13 protein-coding genes and 1 pseudogene are annotated in these 17,582 nt (G+C 67.5%); 10 read left to right on the top strand and 4 right to left on the bottom strand.

The genetic code is table 11. The features are described from left to right. The first annotated feature begins 82 nt into the window (after positions 1 to 82). From NIBR502772_RS08070 to NIBR502772_RS08045, 6 genes are all read left to right on the top strand, one after another. Complete coding sequence (locus NIBR502772_RS08070) at positions 83 to 1,288, top strand: glycosyltransferase family 1 protein (protein ID WP_210412408.1); 1,206 nt, start codon at positions 83 to 85, stop codon at positions 1,286 to 1,288. Beyond that, positions 1,285 to 2,703, top strand: a complete 1,419-nt coding sequence (locus NIBR502772_RS08065) for a UDP-glucose/GDP-mannose dehydrogenase family protein (RefSeq protein WP_141139795.1) — start codon at positions 1,285 to 1,287, stop codon at positions 2,701 to 2,703. Before NIBR502772_RS08070 ends, NIBR502772_RS08065 begins: the two co-directional genes overlap by 4 nt. Before the next feature lie 132 nt (positions 2,704 to 2,835). Then, positions 2,836 to 4,962 carry a bifunctional diguanylate cyclase/phosphodiesterase gene (locus NIBR502772_RS08060; protein ID WP_141139794.1) on the top strand — a complete coding sequence of 709 codons (2,127 nt, stop codon included), beginning with the start codon at positions 2,836 to 2,838 and terminating at the stop codon, positions 4,960 to 4,962. A gap of 52 nt (positions 4,963 to 5,014) precedes the next feature. Then, positions 5,015 to 6,340 carry an MBL fold metallo-hydrolase gene (locus NIBR502772_RS08055; RefSeq protein WP_141139793.1) on the top strand — a complete coding sequence of 442 codons (1,326 nt, stop codon included), beginning with the start codon at positions 5,015 to 5,017 and terminating at the stop codon, positions 6,338 to 6,340. A 101-nt stretch (positions 6,341 to 6,441) separates the two neighbouring features. Then, positions 6,442 to 9,987, top strand: coding sequence for a PAS domain-containing hybrid sensor histidine kinase/response regulator (locus tag NIBR502772_RS08050; protein WP_246848735.1), 3,546 nt, complete (start codon positions 6,442 to 6,444; stop codon positions 9,985 to 9,987). Beyond that, entirely contained in the window at positions 9,984 to 10,892 is a 909-nt protein-coding gene (locus tag NIBR502772_RS08045; protein WP_141139792.1) for a diguanylate cyclase, read from the top strand. The genes NIBR502772_RS08050 and NIBR502772_RS08045 overlap by 4 nt, the downstream gene beginning before the upstream one ends. Before the next feature lie 30 nt (positions 10,893 to 10,922). Here NIBR502772_RS08045 and NIBR502772_RS08040 read toward each other — a convergent pair whose 3' ends face one another. After that, a complete protein-coding gene (locus NIBR502772_RS08040; protein WP_141139791.1) occupies positions 10,923 to 11,408 on the bottom strand; it encodes a hypothetical protein in 486 nt (161 codons plus the stop codon). A 300-nt stretch (positions 11,409 to 11,708) separates the two neighbouring features. Between NIBR502772_RS08040 and NIBR502772_RS08035 the strand changes: the two are divergent. Beyond that, positions 11,709 to 11,825 (top strand): annotated as a pseudogene (locus NIBR502772_RS08035) (dihydrofolate reductase); the annotation flags it as partial. A 92-nt stretch (positions 11,826 to 11,917) separates the two neighbouring features. Here NIBR502772_RS08035 and NIBR502772_RS08030 read toward each other — a convergent pair. Next, positions 11,918 to 13,330, bottom strand: a complete 1,413-nt coding sequence (locus NIBR502772_RS08030; RefSeq protein WP_141139790.1) for a PLP-dependent aminotransferase family protein — start codon at positions 13,328 to 13,330, stop codon at positions 11,918 to 11,920. On the opposite strand from NIBR502772_RS08030, the gene NIBR502772_RS08025 reads away from it, so the two are divergent. Together NIBR502772_RS08025 and NIBR502772_RS08020 are read left to right on the top strand one after the other, a co-directional pair. Further along, entirely contained in the window at positions 13,329 to 14,321 is a 993-nt protein-coding gene (locus tag NIBR502772_RS08025) for a DMT family transporter (RefSeq protein ID WP_141139789.1), read from the top strand. The genes NIBR502772_RS08030 and NIBR502772_RS08025 overlap by 2 nt on opposite strands. A 4-nt stretch (positions 14,322 to 14,325) precedes the next feature. Then, on the top strand, positions 14,326 to 14,955 hold the full coding sequence (locus tag NIBR502772_RS08020) for an FMN-binding negative transcriptional regulator (protein WP_141139788.1): 630 nt from the start codon (positions 14,326 to 14,328) through the stop codon (positions 14,953 to 14,955). 78 nt (positions 14,956 to 15,033) lie between these two features. Here NIBR502772_RS08020 and mmuM read toward each other — a convergent pair whose 3' ends face one another. After that, the gene (gene mmuM, locus NIBR502772_RS08015; protein ID WP_141139787.1) at positions 15,034 to 15,993 is read right to left on the bottom strand and encodes a homocysteine S-methyltransferase; all 960 of its coding nucleotides are present in this window, start codon (positions 15,991 to 15,993) and stop codon (positions 15,034 to 15,036) included. A 127-nt stretch (positions 15,994 to 16,120) separates the two neighbouring features. On the opposite strand from mmuM, the gene NIBR502772_RS08010 reads away from it, so the two are divergent. Further along, positions 16,121 to 16,921, top strand: coding sequence for an IclR family transcriptional regulator (locus tag NIBR502772_RS08010; protein WP_141139786.1), 801 nt, complete (start codon positions 16,121 to 16,123; stop codon positions 16,919 to 16,921). 17 nt (positions 16,922 to 16,938) lie between these two features. Here the strand turns inward: NIBR502772_RS08010 and NIBR502772_RS08005 are convergent, their stop codons facing one another. Then, positions 16,939 to 17,511, bottom strand: coding sequence for a hypothetical protein (locus tag NIBR502772_RS08005; protein WP_141139785.1), 573 nt, complete (start codon positions 17,509 to 17,511; stop codon positions 16,939 to 16,941). Between the last annotated feature and the right edge of the window lie 71 nt (positions 17,512 to 17,582).

Raw genomic sequence — 17,582 nt, 5'->3', positions numbered from 1 at the left:
GCGCCGATCTGTTAACCCAACCTTTCCCTCGACTCAACCCGGGTGACCCCGCCCCGACAGGCGCCGCGCCCACCGTGGAGGGGTGAGGATCGCAATTGTTGCCGAGTCATTCCTGCCGCTGATGAACGGAGTGACCCACTCCATCCTGAGGGTGCTTGAACACCTGGAGGACCAGGGCCACGACGTCCTGGTCATCGCCCCTTCCACCTATGCTGTCTCCGAGTTCGTGGGACCGGCCGAGGTGGTTCACGGCGCGACGGTGCACCGGGTTCCCGCAGTTCCGCTGGCCGGCTACACCAACGTGCGAGTGGCGATGGGCGGTGTGTACCGGGTCAAGCGAATCCTTGCCGACTACGCACCCGACGTTGTCCACCTCGCATCGCCGTTTATCCTCGGGTGGCGGGCAGTGCAGGCCGCGCATCAGTTGGGGATCCCCACCGTAGCCATCTACCAGACCGAGGTTCCCAGCTACGCCGCACGCTATGGTGTGCCGTTCCTGGAGAACTGGGCGTGGAACCGGGTGGAGAACATCCACCTGCTGGCCACCCGCACCCTGGTGCCGTCCACCTTCGCGCTGAACCAGTTGCGCGGCCGCGGGATTCCGCGGGTGGGCATGTGGCGGCGCGGTGTGGATACGGCGCGGTTCTCGCCGGAAAAGCGCGACGCCGGGTGGCGGGCAACGGTTGCCCCCGGCGGTGAGCGGATCATCGGCTACGTTGGCCGGCTCGCCATCGAAAAACAGGTGGAGGACCTCGCCGCGCTCGCCAACGTCCCGAACACCAAGCTGGTGATTGTGGGCGACGGACCCCAAAAGTCGGCTCTGCAGGAAGCCCTGCCGGGCGCCGTGTTCACCGGGTTCCTCTTCGGTGAGGAGCTGGCGAAGACGGTGGCGTCCTTCGACCTTTTTGTCCATCCCGGCGAGTTCGAGACGTTCTGCCAGACCATCCAGGAGGCGATGGCATCGGGGGTGCCGGTGGTGGCCACGGGCCGCGGCGGCCCCTTGGACCTGGTGGAAAACTCCCGTACAGGCTGGTTGTACCAGCCCGGCGACCTGGCCGGTTTCCGGGCCCGGGTGATGGACCTCATGGGCGACGACGCCAAGCGCCGCGCGTTCGCCACGACAGCGCACGCCTCGGTCCAGGCGCGGACGTGGCCGGTGCTCAGCGCCGAGCTTGTGCGTCAGTACCAATCAGTAATCGCAGGAGAACCGTTGGCAGAAACCGTCGAAACCAAGAGCCGCCGCCCCGTGGTTGAGCCTGCCCAAACCAAAAGTGGAGCGTCCCTGTGAAAATATCGGTGATCGGCTGCGGCTACCTCGGAGCCGTGCACGCCGCCACGCTCGCGTCCATGGGCCACACCGTGGTGGGCATCGACGTGGACGCCACCAAAGTGGACCAGCTGGGCCGCGACCATGCCCCCTTCTTCGAACCCGGCCTGGACGAACTGCTCCGCGACGGACGCAGCACCGGCCGCCTCACGTTCTCCACCGACGTCGCCGCTGCCACCGGCGCCCAGGTCCATTTCCTGTGCGTCGGGACGCCGCAGTCCAAGACGTCCGACGGCGCCGACCTCACCTTCCTCGTTTCCGCCACCGAGGCGCTGCTCCCGCACCTGGCGAGGGGCGCCGTCGTCGTCGGTAAATCAACGGTGCCCGTGGGCACGGTGGACATGCTCCAGGGCGTCCTCGCGGGGCGGCCGGACGTGCAGCTGGGCTGGAACCCGGAGTTCCTGCGGCAGGGCACGGCAGTGAAGGACTCGCTGGTGCCGGACCGGCTGGTCTACGGTGTGGCGGGCGGACGCGCCGCGGCCTTCAACCCCAAGACCGGGGCGCCGCGTGCCGTGACGGCCGCGCTGGATGCCGTTTATGAGCCGCTGCTGAACGCCGGCATTCCTCGCCTGGTGTGCAACTTCGCCACGGCGGAACTGATCAAGTCGGCCGCCAACGCGTACCTGGCCACCAAGGTCAGCTTCATCAACGCCATCTCCGAACTATGCGACGCGTCCGGCGCGGACGTGGCCGAACTCAGCGAGGCCATGGGCATGGACCCGAGGATCGGGAACCGCTACATGCATGCCGGGCTGGGCTTCGGCGGCGGGTGCCTGCCCAAGGACATCCGCAGCCTCCGCAGCCAGGCCGCCGCGCTGGGCGTGGACCCGGTGAACGACTGGATGGGTGTGGTGGATGCCATCAACGTCCGCCAGCGGACCCGGACAGTGTCCCTGGCCGCGGAACTGTGCGGCGGCGCCCTGTCCGGACGCGCCATCACCATCCTCGGAGCCTCCTTCAAGCCCGAGACCGACGACATCCGCGACTCCCCCGCCCTGGACGTCGCGGCGCGGCTGGCAGCGGCCGGCGCGCACGTGACGGTGACCGATCCGAAAGCCGTGAACCACGCGTGGCTGCGGTATCCGCAGCTGCGGTTCGAAGCCTCCGCAACGCGGGCCTTGGAGGGTGCCGAGCTGGTGCTCCTCCTTACTGAGTGGGATGAATACAGGAGCCTGTGCCCTGCCGCTGCGGGCGCTTTGGTGCGGCGGCGCGTGATCCTGGACGCCAGGAACGTCCTCGATGCCGCTGCCTGGCAGGCGGAGGGCTGGGTGGTCCGCGGACTGGGCACCAACGCCGGCGCCGCTGTCAGCGTCGTTTCCGGGGCCGGCCAAGTTTCCGGGGCCGGGGCCGGCCTGACGGGAATGCGTCACTCTTAGCCAGTTTTCACCGCTACGGACCACACGAACGCGAATTCCAGGGCCTCCATTCCCGAGCGCCGCGCGAAAGTCACGCGTTTTCGTACCGCGATCACAACATGCACTTTATGATGTGCGTGGGGGTGGTAGCGCATGGGGCGTTCCAAGCGGCAGGACAAGGATTTGGGCCCACCAGATTTTGGCGCGCTTCTTAATGCCAGCCCGGATGCGCTTCTCGCTGTCAACGCGGACGGCACCATCAAAATGGCCAACGCGGCAGCCAGCAAGCTGTTCGGCTACACACGCGCTGAGCTGATCGGTAGCGACCACTGGCTGCTCCTGTCGGAGGGGTTCCGGAGCGAAACGCGGCTGCTTCAGGAGCACCTGCAAGCGCAGCCCGATAAACCGCTGCCGCCGCGTGAAGTGTACGGACTGCACCGGGACGGCACAGAGTTCGCCGCCGAGGTGGCAGGCTCTCTGCTGGACGACGGCGGTTCGCAGGTTTTGCTGGTTTCAGTCCGTAACACGGAACACCGGAAGGGAGCTGACGCTGACCTCCTCGAGGCCATGTCACTGCTGACGGCCACCCTCGAATCCACCGCAGACGGCATCCTGGTGATCAGCTCCGACGGCAGTGTTGCCGGGTTCAATCACCAGTTCCTGAAAATGTGGGGCATCCCGCCGGAACTCCTGGACGGTGACACCGAAGTGCCCATCATGCGGCTGATCATCTCCCAGGTTGCCCACCCGGAGGCCTTCATGGCAAGGATCGCCGAGGTTGTGGCGAACCCGGCGGCAGAAAGCCACGACGTGCTGGACTTCAAGGATGGCAGGACCTTTGAAAGGTACTCGCGGCCCCAACGGGTTGGTGAGAGGATCGCGGGCCGGGTGTGGAGCTTCCGGGATGTCACTCCGCGCAGGCAGGCGCAGGAGCTTGCAGAGCAGGCCGTGACTGACCTGGCCGCGCAGGCCGAACAGCTGCGAGCACTTGCGTTCCAGGATCCGCTGACCGGACTGGCCAACCGGGCGGTCTTCAAAGACGCACTGGTGGCGGCCCTCCGCGAGCCGCGGTTCAAGACCGTGGATGTCCTGCTGGTCGACCTGGACGATTTCAAGGAGGTCAACGACATTATGGGCCACCAGGCTGGCGACGACATGCTCGTGGAAGTGGCGCGCAGGCTCACAGGCTGTGTCCCCACCGCGGACGTGGTGGCCAGGCTGGGAGGCGACGAGTTTGTCGTTCTGCTTACCGCCTGCCCGGACGTCGAAACCATCGCGGCCTGTATTGTCCGCTGCCTGCATGTTCCGGTGTGGATTGACGGCACCATGCTGCGCCCCAGCCTGAGCCTGGGACTTGCCTCCATGGGAAATGCCGCCATCGGAGCGTCGGAGTTGCTGCGCCAGGCGGACATCGCAATGTATGCGGCCAAGACGGCGGGCAAGAACCGGTACTGTCGGTTCCATCCGGACATGATGACCGAGCTGGTGCAGCGCACGGACATGGAGGCCGGCCTGCAGCTCGCCATTCCGCTGGGGGAAATCTCCGTGGACTACCAGCCCCTTGTCTCCCCGCGGATGGGCCAGGTAGTCCAGTTCGAGGCGCTTGCGCGGTGGGACCGCGTTGGCGGGCGCATCCAGCCGTCGGTCTTTATCCCCATTGCGGAGCGCAGCGGCGTGATCAGCGAGATCGGTGCCGCCGTCATGACTTTAGGCCTCGCCCAGCTCGCGCCGTGGCTGAACGAAGACCCGTCACGCTCGCTGGCGGTGAACGTTTCCGGAGTCCAGCTGCAGGAACCTGACTTTGCCGGCAACGTCCTCCGTTTCGCCGAGGCCAGCGGGGTGGGGGCGTACCAGCTGGTCCTGGAGGTCACCGAGAGTGTATTTTTCGACGCCGACCACAGCCTGATCAAGCAGCTCGCCAGTCTCCGTGAGGCCGGAGTACGCGTGGCGCTGGATGACTTCGGCACCGGATACTCGTCGCTGGGCCGCCTGCAGGAACTGCCGGTGGACACAGTGAAGATCGATAAGACCTTTGTGTCCATGGTGCGCACCGGAACCGAACGCCTCCCCATCCTCAGCTCCATGATCAACATGGCGCACAGCCTGGGCCTGACGGTCACCGCCGAGGGCATCGAGACGGCGGTTCAGGCGGACTTCCTGACAGCGCTGGACTGCGATTTCCTGCAGGGTTACTTTTTCTCCCACCCTGAGCCTGGCGCCAGGCTGAAGCGGGCCCTGAAAACGGCAGACCGCGCCATCCAGGCAATGAAGGACAGGTAAGGGCGCCTGCGCTGACTAAGCCAGCGGCGGGAACGCGAGGACAATGGGTTCCATGGACGTCGTTGTCATCGAAACGCGGCCGCTCGGGGACCGCAGCTACCTGGTCCACGACGGCGAGGTAGCGCTGGTCATCGATCCGCAGCGGGACACGGACCGGGTGGAAGCCGCGGCCGCGGAAGCCGACGTCCGGATCACCCACGTTGCCGAAACCCACCTGCACAACGACTACCTCACCGGCGGGCTCATCCTGGCCCGGGCGCACGGTGCCGAGTACCTTGTCAGCGCAAAGGACGACGTCGGGTTCGAACACACGCCAATGGCCGACGGCGGCACGGTCCAGGTGGGCCGGCTCACCGTGAAGGCCGTGGCCACGCCCGGCCACACCCACCACCATCTCAGCTACGTGGTCAGCGACGGCGAGCAGCAGGCCGTGTTCTCGGGCGGCAGCCTGCTCTACGGGTCGGTGGGCCGGACTGATCTGGTCAGTGACGAGGACACCGAAGACCTCACCCGCGCCCAGTACTCCTCGGTCCGCCGCCTGGCCGCCGAGGCCCAGCCGGACGCGGCCCTGTACCCCACGCACGGGTTCGGCTCGTTCTGTTCGTCCGGGCCGGCGTCGAGCGTCCGGACGTCCACTCTTGCCGAGCAGCAGCAATCCAACCACGCGTTCACGGACGCCGATGAGGACCACTTTGTGCGGGAGCTCATCAACAACCTGACGGCCTACCCGTCCTACTACGCGCACATGGCGCCGGCGAACCGGCAGGGTCCGGGGCCGGCGGACCTCACCGTGCCGGAGTCCGTGGATCCGGAGGAGCTCAGCCGCCGGCTCGCGGACGGCGAATGGGTGGTGGACCTGCGCCACCGGGTTGCCTTCGCCAGCAGTCACCTGCAGGGCTCGGTGAGTTTCGAGTACGGCCGCGGCTCCAGCTTTACCGCCTACCTGGGCTGGGTCCTGCCGTGGAACCAAAAAATGACGCTGGTGGGATCAGAGGAGGACGTCGAAAAGGCCATCCGGGACCTGTCCCGGATCGGCATCGACTCCCCCGATGCCGCCCTCGGAACGGAACCGTCGGCACTCGCGCCGGGCACCGCCGTCGTGCATTATCCGCGTGTGGACTGGGCTGAAATGCTGCACGGGCGGAGCGCCGGGGACGTGGTGCTCGATGTCCGCCGGACGGATGAGTACGACGCCGGCCACCTCGCCGGGGCGGTGAACATCCCGCTGCATGAGCTGCTGGGGCGGATGGCCGAGATTCCGGCGGGTACGGTGTGGGTGCACTGTGCCACGGGATACCGTTCCGGGGTGGCGGCGAGCCTGCTGCAACGCGCGGGGCGGCAGGTGGTTCATGTGGACGGGAAGTACGGTCCTTCTTGAGTTGTGAGGGATATCATAGGGATGCGTCTCTGCCCAGGTCTCGGGCGGGCCCGGGTCTCAGCTTTTACGGGTGACGGGCGCACCGATGGGGAGGGATCCGCGTGTCTCAGAGTGGTCTCCTGGAGCTGCGTCCTGCCATCAGCGGGAGCACGGCCAGGCTAGGTTGGCTGATCGCGCTTGGTGCTGTGGTGCTGGGCGTTCTTGGAGTGTATTTTGCCGCCAACAGCGGCACGCCCACGGCCATGGTGACGGGTGACTTTGCCATCCTCGTGGCTGCCGCGCTGGCAGGCCGCAGCTGCGCCCACGCCGCGTGGCACGGCGGCGTGAACGCCCGGGCCTGGGCCCTGATGTCGGTGGCCGCCTACGTCTGGGCAGCCGGTATGGCGGTGTGGACCTACTTCGGCCTCGCCAACGACCACGTGTACCCGTTCCCCTCCCTGGCGGATGCACTGTTCCTCGCGTATTCGGTGCCGGCCGCCGTCGCGCTTTTCAGCTTCAAGCGCCCGGGCGGCACCACCCGCGTAGGGCTGGCCCGGACGGTGCTGGACGCCGCGGTGATCGCCGGCTCAGTCCTGGTGATCAGCTGGTACACGGCGCTGGGCCCGGCCTTCAGCGCGGAAGGCGACCTCCTCACCCGGCTCACGTCCATGGGCTACCCCGTGGTGGACATGGTCATCACGTCCCTGGTGCTGGTCCTCGGGATGCGCCGGCAGCCCGGAGAGCGGCTGCCGTGGCTGTGTTTCGGCGGCGGCCTGCTGGTGCTCACCATCACCGACAGCATCTATGTCAGGCTGACGTTCGAAGGTGTCACGGGCGTCACGGGATCGCCCCTCGCCCTGGGCTGGATCGGCGCCTTCCTCCTGATTGCGCTGGCACCGCTGCTCCCCTACGCGGAGAACCCCCGGCCAGACCGCAAGGCGTTTGCGCTGGCCCTTGAACTGCTCCCCTACGTGCCGATCCTGGTGGCCGTCATGATGATCGCCCAGGAGCACGTCAGCGAGATGAGCGCCTTCCTCTTGACGGTGGCCCGGACGACCGTTGCCTGCATCCTGGTCCGCCAGGTCCTGATCATCATCGAGAACCTCACCCTGACCACCGGGCTGGAGCAGGAAGTCGCGGCCAGGACGGCTGAGCTGGAGGGCCTCGGCGCCATCGTGAACTCCTCCACGGACGCCATCCTGAGCACCACGCCGGAGGGCGTCATCACTAGCTGGAACCCGGGCGCCGAGCGGCAGTACGGCTACTCTGCCGAGGAGGCGATCGGCCGCGACGCGCGGTTCCTGCTGCCGCCGGGCAGCACGGACGGCGACGACGAGGTGGTCGAGCAACTCCTCGAAAGCGGCGAGGCCACGAGCTTTGAAACCGAACACCTGGCCAAGGACGGGGCCCTCATCCCGGTCTCCGTGACCGTCTCTCCCATCCGCAAAGACGGGAACCTCCGCGGCATCGCCGTTATCTCCAGGGACATTACCCTGCGCCGGGCCGCCGAACAGGAGCTGAAGGCGGCGCGGGAAGCGGCCTTGGAATCCAGCAGGCTCAAGTCCGAGTTCCTGGCCACGATGAGCCACGAGATACGTACCCCCATGAACGGCGTCGTGGGGCTGACAGCACTGCTGCTGGAGACGCCGCTGGACCACACGCAGAAACAGTACGCCCAAGGCGTCAAGGGCGCTGGTGAGGCGCTGCTGTCGCTCATCAACGACATCCTGGACTTCTCCAAACTGGAAGCCGGCAAGGTTGACCTGGATATCCGCGCCTTCGATCCCCGCGTCCTGGTGGAGGAAGTGGCGGGCTTGCTGACCGAGCCCGCGCAGGCCAAGAACCTGGAGCTGATCGCCTACTGCGAACCGGACGTTCCGGCCAGGCTGCACGGTGATTCCGGCCGGATCCGCCAGATCCTGCTGAACCTCGCCTCCAACGCCGTCAAGTTCACGGGGGCCGGGGAGGTCTCCATCCGCGTGACCACCGAGACGCCGGACGCCAATCCCGGGGCCACCGCCATGGTCTGCTTCGAGGTCCGCGATACGGGCATCGGCATTGACCCTGCGCACCACGCGCGGCTGTTCGAATCCTTCTCCCAGGCGGACGCTTCCACCACCCGGCGCTACGGCGGCACCGGCCTAGGTCTGGCCATCTGCAGCCGGCTCACTGAGGCCATGGGCGGCGAGATCGGCCTGAACAGTGCCCCGGGCGACGGCAGCACGTTCTGGTTCCGTATCCCCGTGCCCGTCGCACTGCCGTCCACGGATCCCGTGCCGGCCGCCGGTTTCCTCACCGGGCTCCGCGTCCTGGTGGTGGACGATAACGCCACCAACCGCCTGGTGCTGGAATCCCAGTTGCGCGGCTGGAAGCTGCAGCCGGAGGCGGTGCCGGATGCCCGCGCTGCCTTGGCCCGCGCCCACGAAGCCGCAGCGGACGGAGTGCCTTTCCACCTGGCCGTGCTGGACCTCTGCATGCCTGATACCGATGGCCTGGAGCTGGCCCGCGAGCTCAAGGCCGACGCCGCACTGGCGGACATCGAGCTGATCATGCTCACGTCCACCATGCAGGTCAACGCCGCCGAGATCGCCGACGCCGGAGTCCGCGAATGGCTGATGAAACCGGTCCGCAGCTCCGAGTTCTACAACCGCCTGATCCGGCTAATGTCCACGAGTGAACACCACGCCCCGGCGCCTCTTGTGGTTGGCCGGTCTTCCGAGGCTGACTCTTCGTTTGAGTCGTACGGTTCGTCCCCCGAGTCCTCCCCGGAGTCGTCCCATGAGACGTCCGCCGATTCGTCCCCTGTGTCCTCTCTTCGGGGCGCATCGCGGGGCCGCATCCTGGTGGTGGAGGACAACGATGTGAACCAGCTGGTGGCCCGCGCCACGGTGACCAAGTTCGGCTACGCGGTGGACGTGGTTGCCGATGGCGCCGAGGCCGTGGCCGCCACCGCCAGCACGCGGTACGCCGCCGTCCTGATGGACTGCCACATGCCGGTGATGGACGGGTTCGAGGCCACGAGGGTCATCCGCCGGCGCGACGACGGGGCCAGCCATCTCCCGATCATCGCCATGACCGCCGGCGCCCTGGACGGGGACCGGGAACGCTGCCTCGCCGCCGGCATGGACGATTACCTCTCCAAACCGGTGGACGCCGCCGAGCTTGAAGCGGCCCTGGCCCGTTGGGTCCCCGAGCAGGACACGGAGCGTTCTGGGCCGCCGGAGCCGGTGGCGCTTCAGTGGGAGGAGGCTCCCCAGCACGAATCTCTCCAGCACGAGGCTCCCCAGCTGCTGGCCGTCACAGGTGGAGGTGCTCCCGCGCTGGATGCGGACCGGCTCGCCATGCTGCGCGGCCTCGGGCCGGAGGACGGCCTGGGCTTGCTGCCCGCCACAACAGAGGCGTTCCGTAAGGACGTTCCCGCGCGGCTCGCGGCGCTGCGCGAAGCGGTGACCGACGGCGGCGGGCTGGCTTTGGCGCAGGCGGCGCACGCCCTGAAGGGTGCGGCGGCCAACATCGGGGCCACCGCCGTCGCAAGCCTGTGCGGCGAACTGGAAGTCCTGGGACGCAGCGGAATGCTCGACGGCGGCCCGCAGTTGGTCAGCCGGCTGGAAGCTGCGCTTGTGCGTGTGGACTTTGAACTCGATCTAGCGCTGGAGGTGGCACAGTGAAAGTCCTGGTGGCAGATGACGATCCGGGCTCGCTCCTGGTGGCCCGAGCCGCCGTCGAACGCTACGGGCATGACTGCCTGACGGCGGCGGACGGTGATGAGGCTTGGGCCCTGTACCTGGAACACCAGCCCGACGTGGTGGTCACGGACTGGATGATGCCCGGGATGGACGGGCTGGCGCTGTGCCGGGCCATCCGGGCTCGCGAGGCGGACCTGTACACGTACATCGTGCTGCTGACGTCGCAGGGCTCGCGGGACGATGTACTTGCCGGGCTCGCTGCCGGGGCGGACGACTACGTCACCAAGCCGTTGGACCCGTTTGTCCTGCATGCTCGGCTGCTGGTGGCGCTGCGGGTGACCACCTTGCACGCGGACCTGGCGCATTACCGGAAGGTGCTCTCGCAGCAGGCGCGGACGGATCCGCTCACCGGCCTGCACAACCGGCTCAAGCTCTCCGAGGACCTTGAGCAGCTGCATGCGCGCAGCCAGCGTTACGCGGAAGGATATAGCGTGGCCATGTGCGATGTGGACCACTTCAAGAGCTACAACGACATCTACGGGCACCAGGCGGGCGATCTCGCGCTGCGGGCCGTGGCGGAGGCGCTGGTGGGCGCGGCGCGCAAGAGCGACGGCGTGTACCGGTATGGCGGCGAGGAATTCCTGCTGGTCCTGCCGAACCAGTCACAGCTGAGCGCCAAGGCCTTAATGGAGCGGGCGCTGGATACCGTGCGCGGCCTGGAGATTGTCCACTCCGGGGATCCGCTGGGGCAGCTGACGCTGAGCGCCGGGATTTCCGCGTTCACTTCCGAGCACCGTGCCGACGCCGACACCCTCCTGGGTGAAGCCGACGCCGCCCTCTACGCCGCGAAAGCGGCCGGCCGGAACCGGGTGGAGCTGGCGCTGTAGCGTTTGGCCCTGGCGGTTATTGGCCGGTGGCTACGCGGCTTTTTTGCGCTGCTTGGTCTGACCCGGCTGCTTCTTCGCGGTCTGCTGCTGAGCAGGCTGCTGCACCGGATGGCGATTGACGGGTTGCTGCTGGGTTACCGGGCGGTGCTGTGCGGGCTGTTTCGGTGCGGACTGCCTTGGGGCTTCGGCCTCGGCGGGCTGCGCCTGTGCCTGTGCCTGCGCCTGCGCGGCCTCGGACTCGGCGGTCCCGTCCTGTTCCAGCTCAACCAACGCGTACATGCGGTTGCGGCGCCAGCGGCGGACCAGGTCCACACCGGCCAGGATGCCTGCCAGCGGCGTCAGCACAGCCGCGGCATAGACGAACAGCATCCACGTCAGCGTGGCCATGGGGGGCTGGTTGTTATTCAGCAGGGAGAGCCCGCCGAACATGGCGATGATCCAGAAAAGCAACACCGCCGTCAACACCGCGGCCGCGGGGAAGTACTGGTTGCGTACGATCTTCTTCAGGGTTTCCATGCATTTTCCTCCTGCCTGGCCGGGGTGCGGTGAGAGGCCGCATGAACACCAGTATGCGGCTGCCGGCCCGCGGATTCGCGCAACACGCAGGCGGTGGTGACGAACCTAACTGCGGCCCGGTTGAGACCGCTGATCGAGCCCGTGGGGATCCAGCCTGAGACCGGTGATCGAACCCGTGGGGATCCAGGTTCGACAGGCTCAACCGCCGAAGGACTCAGGCTCAACCACAGGCGGGGGCTTCCCTGCTGAGGGCATAGCCAACACCGTGGTTGCCATCTGCCCCTGACCTTGGAGGTCCCCATGCGCAAAGTTACGTCCGGCCTGTTCCACTCCGTTGACGGCGTGGTCTCGGACCCGTATCTCTGGCAATTCGACAGCTTCGACGACGACCTCGGCGCGGCCCTGACCCGCATGATGGAAAGGAGGAATTCGTGGCCGGCCTGAAAGAGCGCGACGGCGGCGAGATCGCCGTCACCGGGCTGCTGGGCGAATAGGGACCGCCGATCCCGTCAGGCCCCATTGCGTTCAATCGCCTGGCCGATAATCCGGGCGCCCTCGGGAAAGGCGCCCGGATTCGTCCCGGAGTAGTTGAGCCGGATGAACGGGCCTGCCGGTTCGGCGGGGAACCATTCGTTGCCGCCGGCGATGATCACCCCGGCGGTTTCACAGTCGCGGGTCAGCCGTTCGAGGTCGGTCCCGTCGGGCAGCCGCGCCCACAGGTTCAGGCCGCCCTTGGGCACCAGCTCGATATGAGCCTGCGGGGCGTGCTGGCGCAGGCTGGTGAGCAGCAGGTCCCGCCGGGATTCGAGCTGGTGGCGGAGGCTGCGAAGATGCGTCTGCCACCCGGGCTGCGTGACGACGTCGAGCGCTGCCGCCTGGAGCAGCCCGCTGACGTACATCGATTCGGCCGCCCGGTCCGCCAGGATGCGCTCCCGCGCCGGGCCGCGGGCGATGACCGCGGCGACGCGGATGGACGGTGACACGCTCTTGGTCAGCGAGCGCAGGTAGACCACGTGGCCGGAGTCGTCGCGGGAGGCAACGGGCACGGGGTTGGAGGTGATGCCGAAATCGTGCGCCCAGTCGTCCTCCACAAGGAACGCCCCCTTCGCGCGGACCACGTCCAGGACCTGTTCACGCCGTTCGGCAGACCACTGCGCGCCCGTGGGGTTGGCGTAGTTGGGCTGCGCGTAGAACAGCCGCGCGCCGGACTCGTCAAAGGCGCGGGCGAGCTCCGCCGGGTCCGGTCCGTCCGGTCCGCTGGGCACCGGGACAATGCGCACGCCGGCCTGCGCTGCGGCCAGGATGGCGCCCCAGTAGGACGGCGATTCCATCAGCAGCGGATGTCCGCGGCCGGCGAGCGCGCTGAAGATGGAGCTCAGCCCGCTTTGGCTTCCGGGGAGTACGACGACGTCGCTCGGGTTCGGCGGGGTGGTCCCGGCCGGCGTGGAGGCGCCGAGTTCGTGCGCGAACCACGACTGGAGTTCGGGCATTCCGGCCGCGGGCGGACGGAACAGGGCAGCGTCACCGCGGGCTGCCCGGGCTATGGCGGCCCGCACCAGCCGCTCGGGCAGGAGTTCGCGGTCCGGGTAGCCGGAGTGGAAGGAGATGGCATCGTTGGCCACGTTGCGCATGGTGCTGGACGCCGGGGGCGGCGGCGCCAGCGGGGAACGGAGGGCCGCCGTCTGCCAGCCGTAGTCGGAGGGACGGGCGCTCCGGACGGTGCGCACAAAGGTCCCGACGCCGGGCCGGCTCTCGATCAGTCCCTGTGCCGTGAGCGTCTGCAGGGCCTTCTGCACCGTGACGGGACTGGCCTGGTACTCGGCCACCAGCGAGCGCGTGGACGGCAGCTTGGCACCGGGCGCGGCCGAAGAAATCCATTTCTTCAGGTGCACCACAATCCGGGAACTGCTATCGTTATTCATGAGAGACAATAGTAGCGCTACTACGCTTTTACCGCCAGTGATACCGTCCCGCCAGCCCACCGGACTCTGGTGGGGTCTCGCGGGAGTAGCGGCCTTCTCCTTCACGGTTCCTTTCACGAAGGTGGCCGTCGAGTCCCTGTCGCCGCTGTTTATCGGGTCGGGCCGTGCGGTGGTAGCCGCCATCCTCGCCATCTTCGCGCTCGCCCTCACACGGCAGCGGCTCCCCCGCGGCACGCAGTGGGTCCGCCTCGCGGTGGTGGCCGGCGGCATCGTCGTCGGGTTTCCCCTGCTGACTTCCTTCGCGCTCACCACAACGCCGGCCAGTCACGGCGCCGTTGTGATCGCCCTGTTGCCCGCCGCGACGGCAGTGGCTGCAGTTCTTCGGGGACGCGAGCGTCCACGCCCGGCGTTCTGGCTCATCACCGGCGTGGGAGCGCTGGCGGCCATCGGCTTCGCCTCCCTGCAGTCCGGCGGATTCGGGCAGCTGCACTCGGCGGACCTGCTGCTCCTCGGCGCGGTGGTGGCCGCGGCCATCGGCTATGCGGAGGGTGGACTGCTGGCCCGCGAGCTGGGCGCCTGGCAGACCGTGTCCTGGGCGCTGGTGCTGGCGTCGCCGCTGATGGTGTTTTTGGTGGCGGTGTCCGTGGCGCAGCAGCCGCCGTCGGGCACACCGGTCCAGTGGCTGGCCTTTGCGTACCTCGGCGTGGTCAGCATGTTCCTCGGCTTCTTCGCCTGGTACCGCGGCCTGGCCATCGGCCCCATGGCCCAGGTCAGCCAGATCCAGCTTGTCCAGCCCGTGCTGAGCATCTGCTGGGCGGGCCTTCTGCTCGGCGAGTCGCTGACGTGGAGCACGATCGTCGGCGGCCTGGCTGTCATCCTCTGCGCGGGCGCCGCGGTCCGGGTCCGGCTCAAGCCTGCAACCCCGCAGCCCGCCGCCCCTCACCCTGCCGAGCCTCTCGCCACAAGAACCCTCGAACCTGCAAAGGATTAGTCCCATGTACACGCCAGCCCATTTTGAAGCCGGCCCCGACGCCGTCCAGGAACTGCTGACCCGGCCGGGCGCAGCGAACCTGGTCACCATGACGTCCGGAGGCCTGCTCGCCACGCTGCTGCCGTTCGTCTACGACCCCTCGGTGGGCGAACACGGCGCCCTGCACACGCACGTCGCCAGGAACAACCCCCAGTGGTCCGAACCGGCCATCGGGGAGTCCCTCATGATCGTCCAGGGCGCGGACGCCTACATTTCGCCGTCCTGGTATGCGTCGAAAGCCGAGCACGGCCGCGTTGTGCCCACCTGGAACTACTCGACGGCGCACGTGTACGGCCGTCTCATCATCCATGACGACCCGGCCTGGATCGCCGGCCAGGTCAGGCGGCTGACCAACGCCAACGAAGCGGATTTCGAGCACCCGTGGAGCGTGGATGACGCGCCGGAACGCTACATCTCCGGCCAGCTGCGCGCCATTGTGGGCATCGAACTGGTCATCACCAGGATCGAGGCCAAGACCAAGCTGAGCCAGAACCGGTCAGCGGCGGACGTCGCCGGCGTCGTCGCAGGGCTCAGCGCCCGCGGCGCGACAGAAAGCGCCGCCGACGTCGAAGGGGCCCGGCCGGCGCGCGCTTAAATTCTTCCCAATTAGGTCGCATTTAATGTCGACATTCGCGTAAATGACGACGTTAACTGCTAGCTAGTTGGGTGGGTGCTAGGCGGGGCGGGCGGCGGCGAGGGCGGCAACGTCCCGGGGAGTGGTGCGGCAACAGCCTCCCACGATGCGGGCACCGAGCTCGCGCCAGGGACCGGCTCCGGCGGCAAGGCCTTCGGGCCGGGACTCGCCCGCTTCAGCGGCACGCTCTGATAAGGGTGCCCAGGTCTTAGTGGTGGCGTCGTAACTTTCGCCGGAGTTCGGATACGTGACCAGCGGTTTGGAACCCGCCTGGCCGAGGGCTGTCAGGGCGGCCGGAACCAGATGCAGCGGTACACAGTTCACGCCCACGGCCACCACCCGGGGCTCGGACCCGCAGAGCTCAGCTGCCGCAGCCAACGGAGTGCCGTCGCTGATGTGCGCACCGTCCCGCAGCGAGAAGGAGAACCAGGATTCGACGTCGAACTCCACGGTCAGTGCCAGCAGCGCCTCTGCTTCTGCGAAGGACGGCAGCGTCTCGCAGGCCAGGAAATCGGCTCCGGCCTCCACCAGGGCAGCTATGCGGGGGCGGTGGAAATCCTTGAAGGCCTCGGCGTCCAGGACGTAGTCCCCGCGGTACTCAGAGCCGTCCGCGAGGTAGGCGCCATAGGGGCCCACGGAGCCAGCGACCAGCAGCGGCCCGGCCTGCGGATGCCGGGCAAAGTGTTCGCGCCGGGCATCATCCGCCAGCCGGACCGAGAGCCTGACCAGGTCCAGTGCCGCGTCCTCGGAAAGCCCGCGCTGGGCGAACCCCAGCGGGGTGGCCTGGTAGCTGGCGGTGGTGGCCACGTTGGCGCCGGCCTCGAAGTAGTCCCGGTGCACATCGCGGATCAGCTGCGGCTGCTCCAGCAGGACCTTGGCCGACCACAGCGGGTCATCCAGGCTGCAGCCGCGCGCCTCAAGTTCGGTGGCGAGGGCGCCGTCCGCGATCAGGTGCGCTCCGGCATCAAGCAGGCGGGACAGCGTGGTGTTGCGGGGCATGGCAGGAACTCCGGAAGTCGATGGAGGGAAGGAATATGTTGTTCATCATAGGCAATTTGAAATGCTTTTAACGAGCGTGGCGAACTATGACCGGCCCGGATCCGGCAACTCCATTAGACTCTGGCCTATGTCGAAAACCTCCAGCATGGGCCGCGGCATGCTGGCCATCCTGGCCCTGGGTGCACGGCATGAGGCCGGACTTCCGGGCGGGACGGTGGCGGGGATCGCCGCGGACCTGGCCAAAGACCGCAGCCAGGTGTCGCGGAACCTCCGCACCGGTGAGCAGGAGGGTTTCCTCGGCCGGACCGGCGAGCGCACCTACACCCTGGACTGGTCCATCCTGACCGATGCCCAGCAACTGACCGCGCAGAGGCTGCACACAGACGGCGCAGTGGCACTGGACCGGCTGGCCCGCGACACGGACGAGGGGTGCTTCCTGGGCGTGCTGCACGGCGAGAGCACCGTGACCATCGGCGAAAGCGTTCCCGCCAGCAGCAACCTGGTGGGCTCATGGCTGGGAAGGCCCTACCCCGCGTACTGCAGCGACGCCGGCCAGGCTGTGCTGTGGGAGTCGTCGGAAACCGAAGTACGGACCGTTTTCGCCGACATGGACTTTGTGCGGCACGGCCCCAATACCCCGTCCGACGTCGGCGATTTCCTCGGGCGGCTGGCTGCGGCGCGGGTGCGGGGTTATTCAGTGGTGGATCAGGAAGCGGAGCCGGGGCTCTATTCGCTGGCCGTTCCCGTCCGGGATTTCAAAGGGGACGTGGCGGCGGCGCTGCAGATCGTGGGCACCAGGGCACGCCTGGAGCCGCGCCGGACCGAGTTCGCGGCGGCACTGCTGGAGCAGGGACGCTGGCTGGAGGCCAGGCTTGGCTTCCAGCACCCGGACAGCGACCAGCCCCGGGAAGGCAGCCAGGCCTCCTAGAACGGAGGAAGCAGTGCCTAGGGCCCTGTGTTCCCGGCCAGACTGGACTTCTCGGTTTCCCGAACGGCGATTACCGCTCCGGCAGTGGCCCAAGAAAGTCCGATGAGAAGAATTGGAAACTCTGCATGGATGAACCCGGTCAAAGCAGCGGGTGCCGGCATTAGCGCCGCGAACAAGGGGATGACGGTCCACCTAAACGGCTGGCCGGGGTTGTAGTAGGCGATTCCAAGGGCAACCATTGCGATGAATACTCCGACTCCGCCAAGCAGCACCAGCGCCGAGAAAGGGAAGACGAACGCATCACCACGAGAAATTTGGGCGCCGGGGACGATTTCCATCACCACCGCCGCGCCTGTGGCGGCGAAGGCAGCGCCAGCGGCCGCCGCCCCCAAAATTGTTAGAACCCTCCGGGGTCCTTGGAACCCGGAAAGAAGCATGTATAGACCTACCGCGCAGACTATCAAGCCCGTTTGAAATAGAAGGTCCGGCTGCTGACCCGTCGTAATAATGACCATGGCTTTGATGACCCAGGCTGCGCCTGCCGCAACCAGCAGGGCTCCCGCAGTGGGTCGGTTAAATTGGCCACCCATGAACGAAAGGCTACTGCCCTACGGCACCCTGGTCTACGAATCGCGCTGCTCCTCGGAAGGATGGATTCACT

Origin of the sequence: Pseudarthrobacter sp. NIBRBAC000502772, assembly GCF_006517235.1 — a bacterium.
In the GTDB taxonomy this organism is placed as follows: domain Bacteria; phylum Actinomycetota; class Actinomycetes; order Actinomycetales; family Micrococcaceae; genus Arthrobacter.
This window is presented reverse-complemented; position numbering and strand designations above follow the sequence as displayed.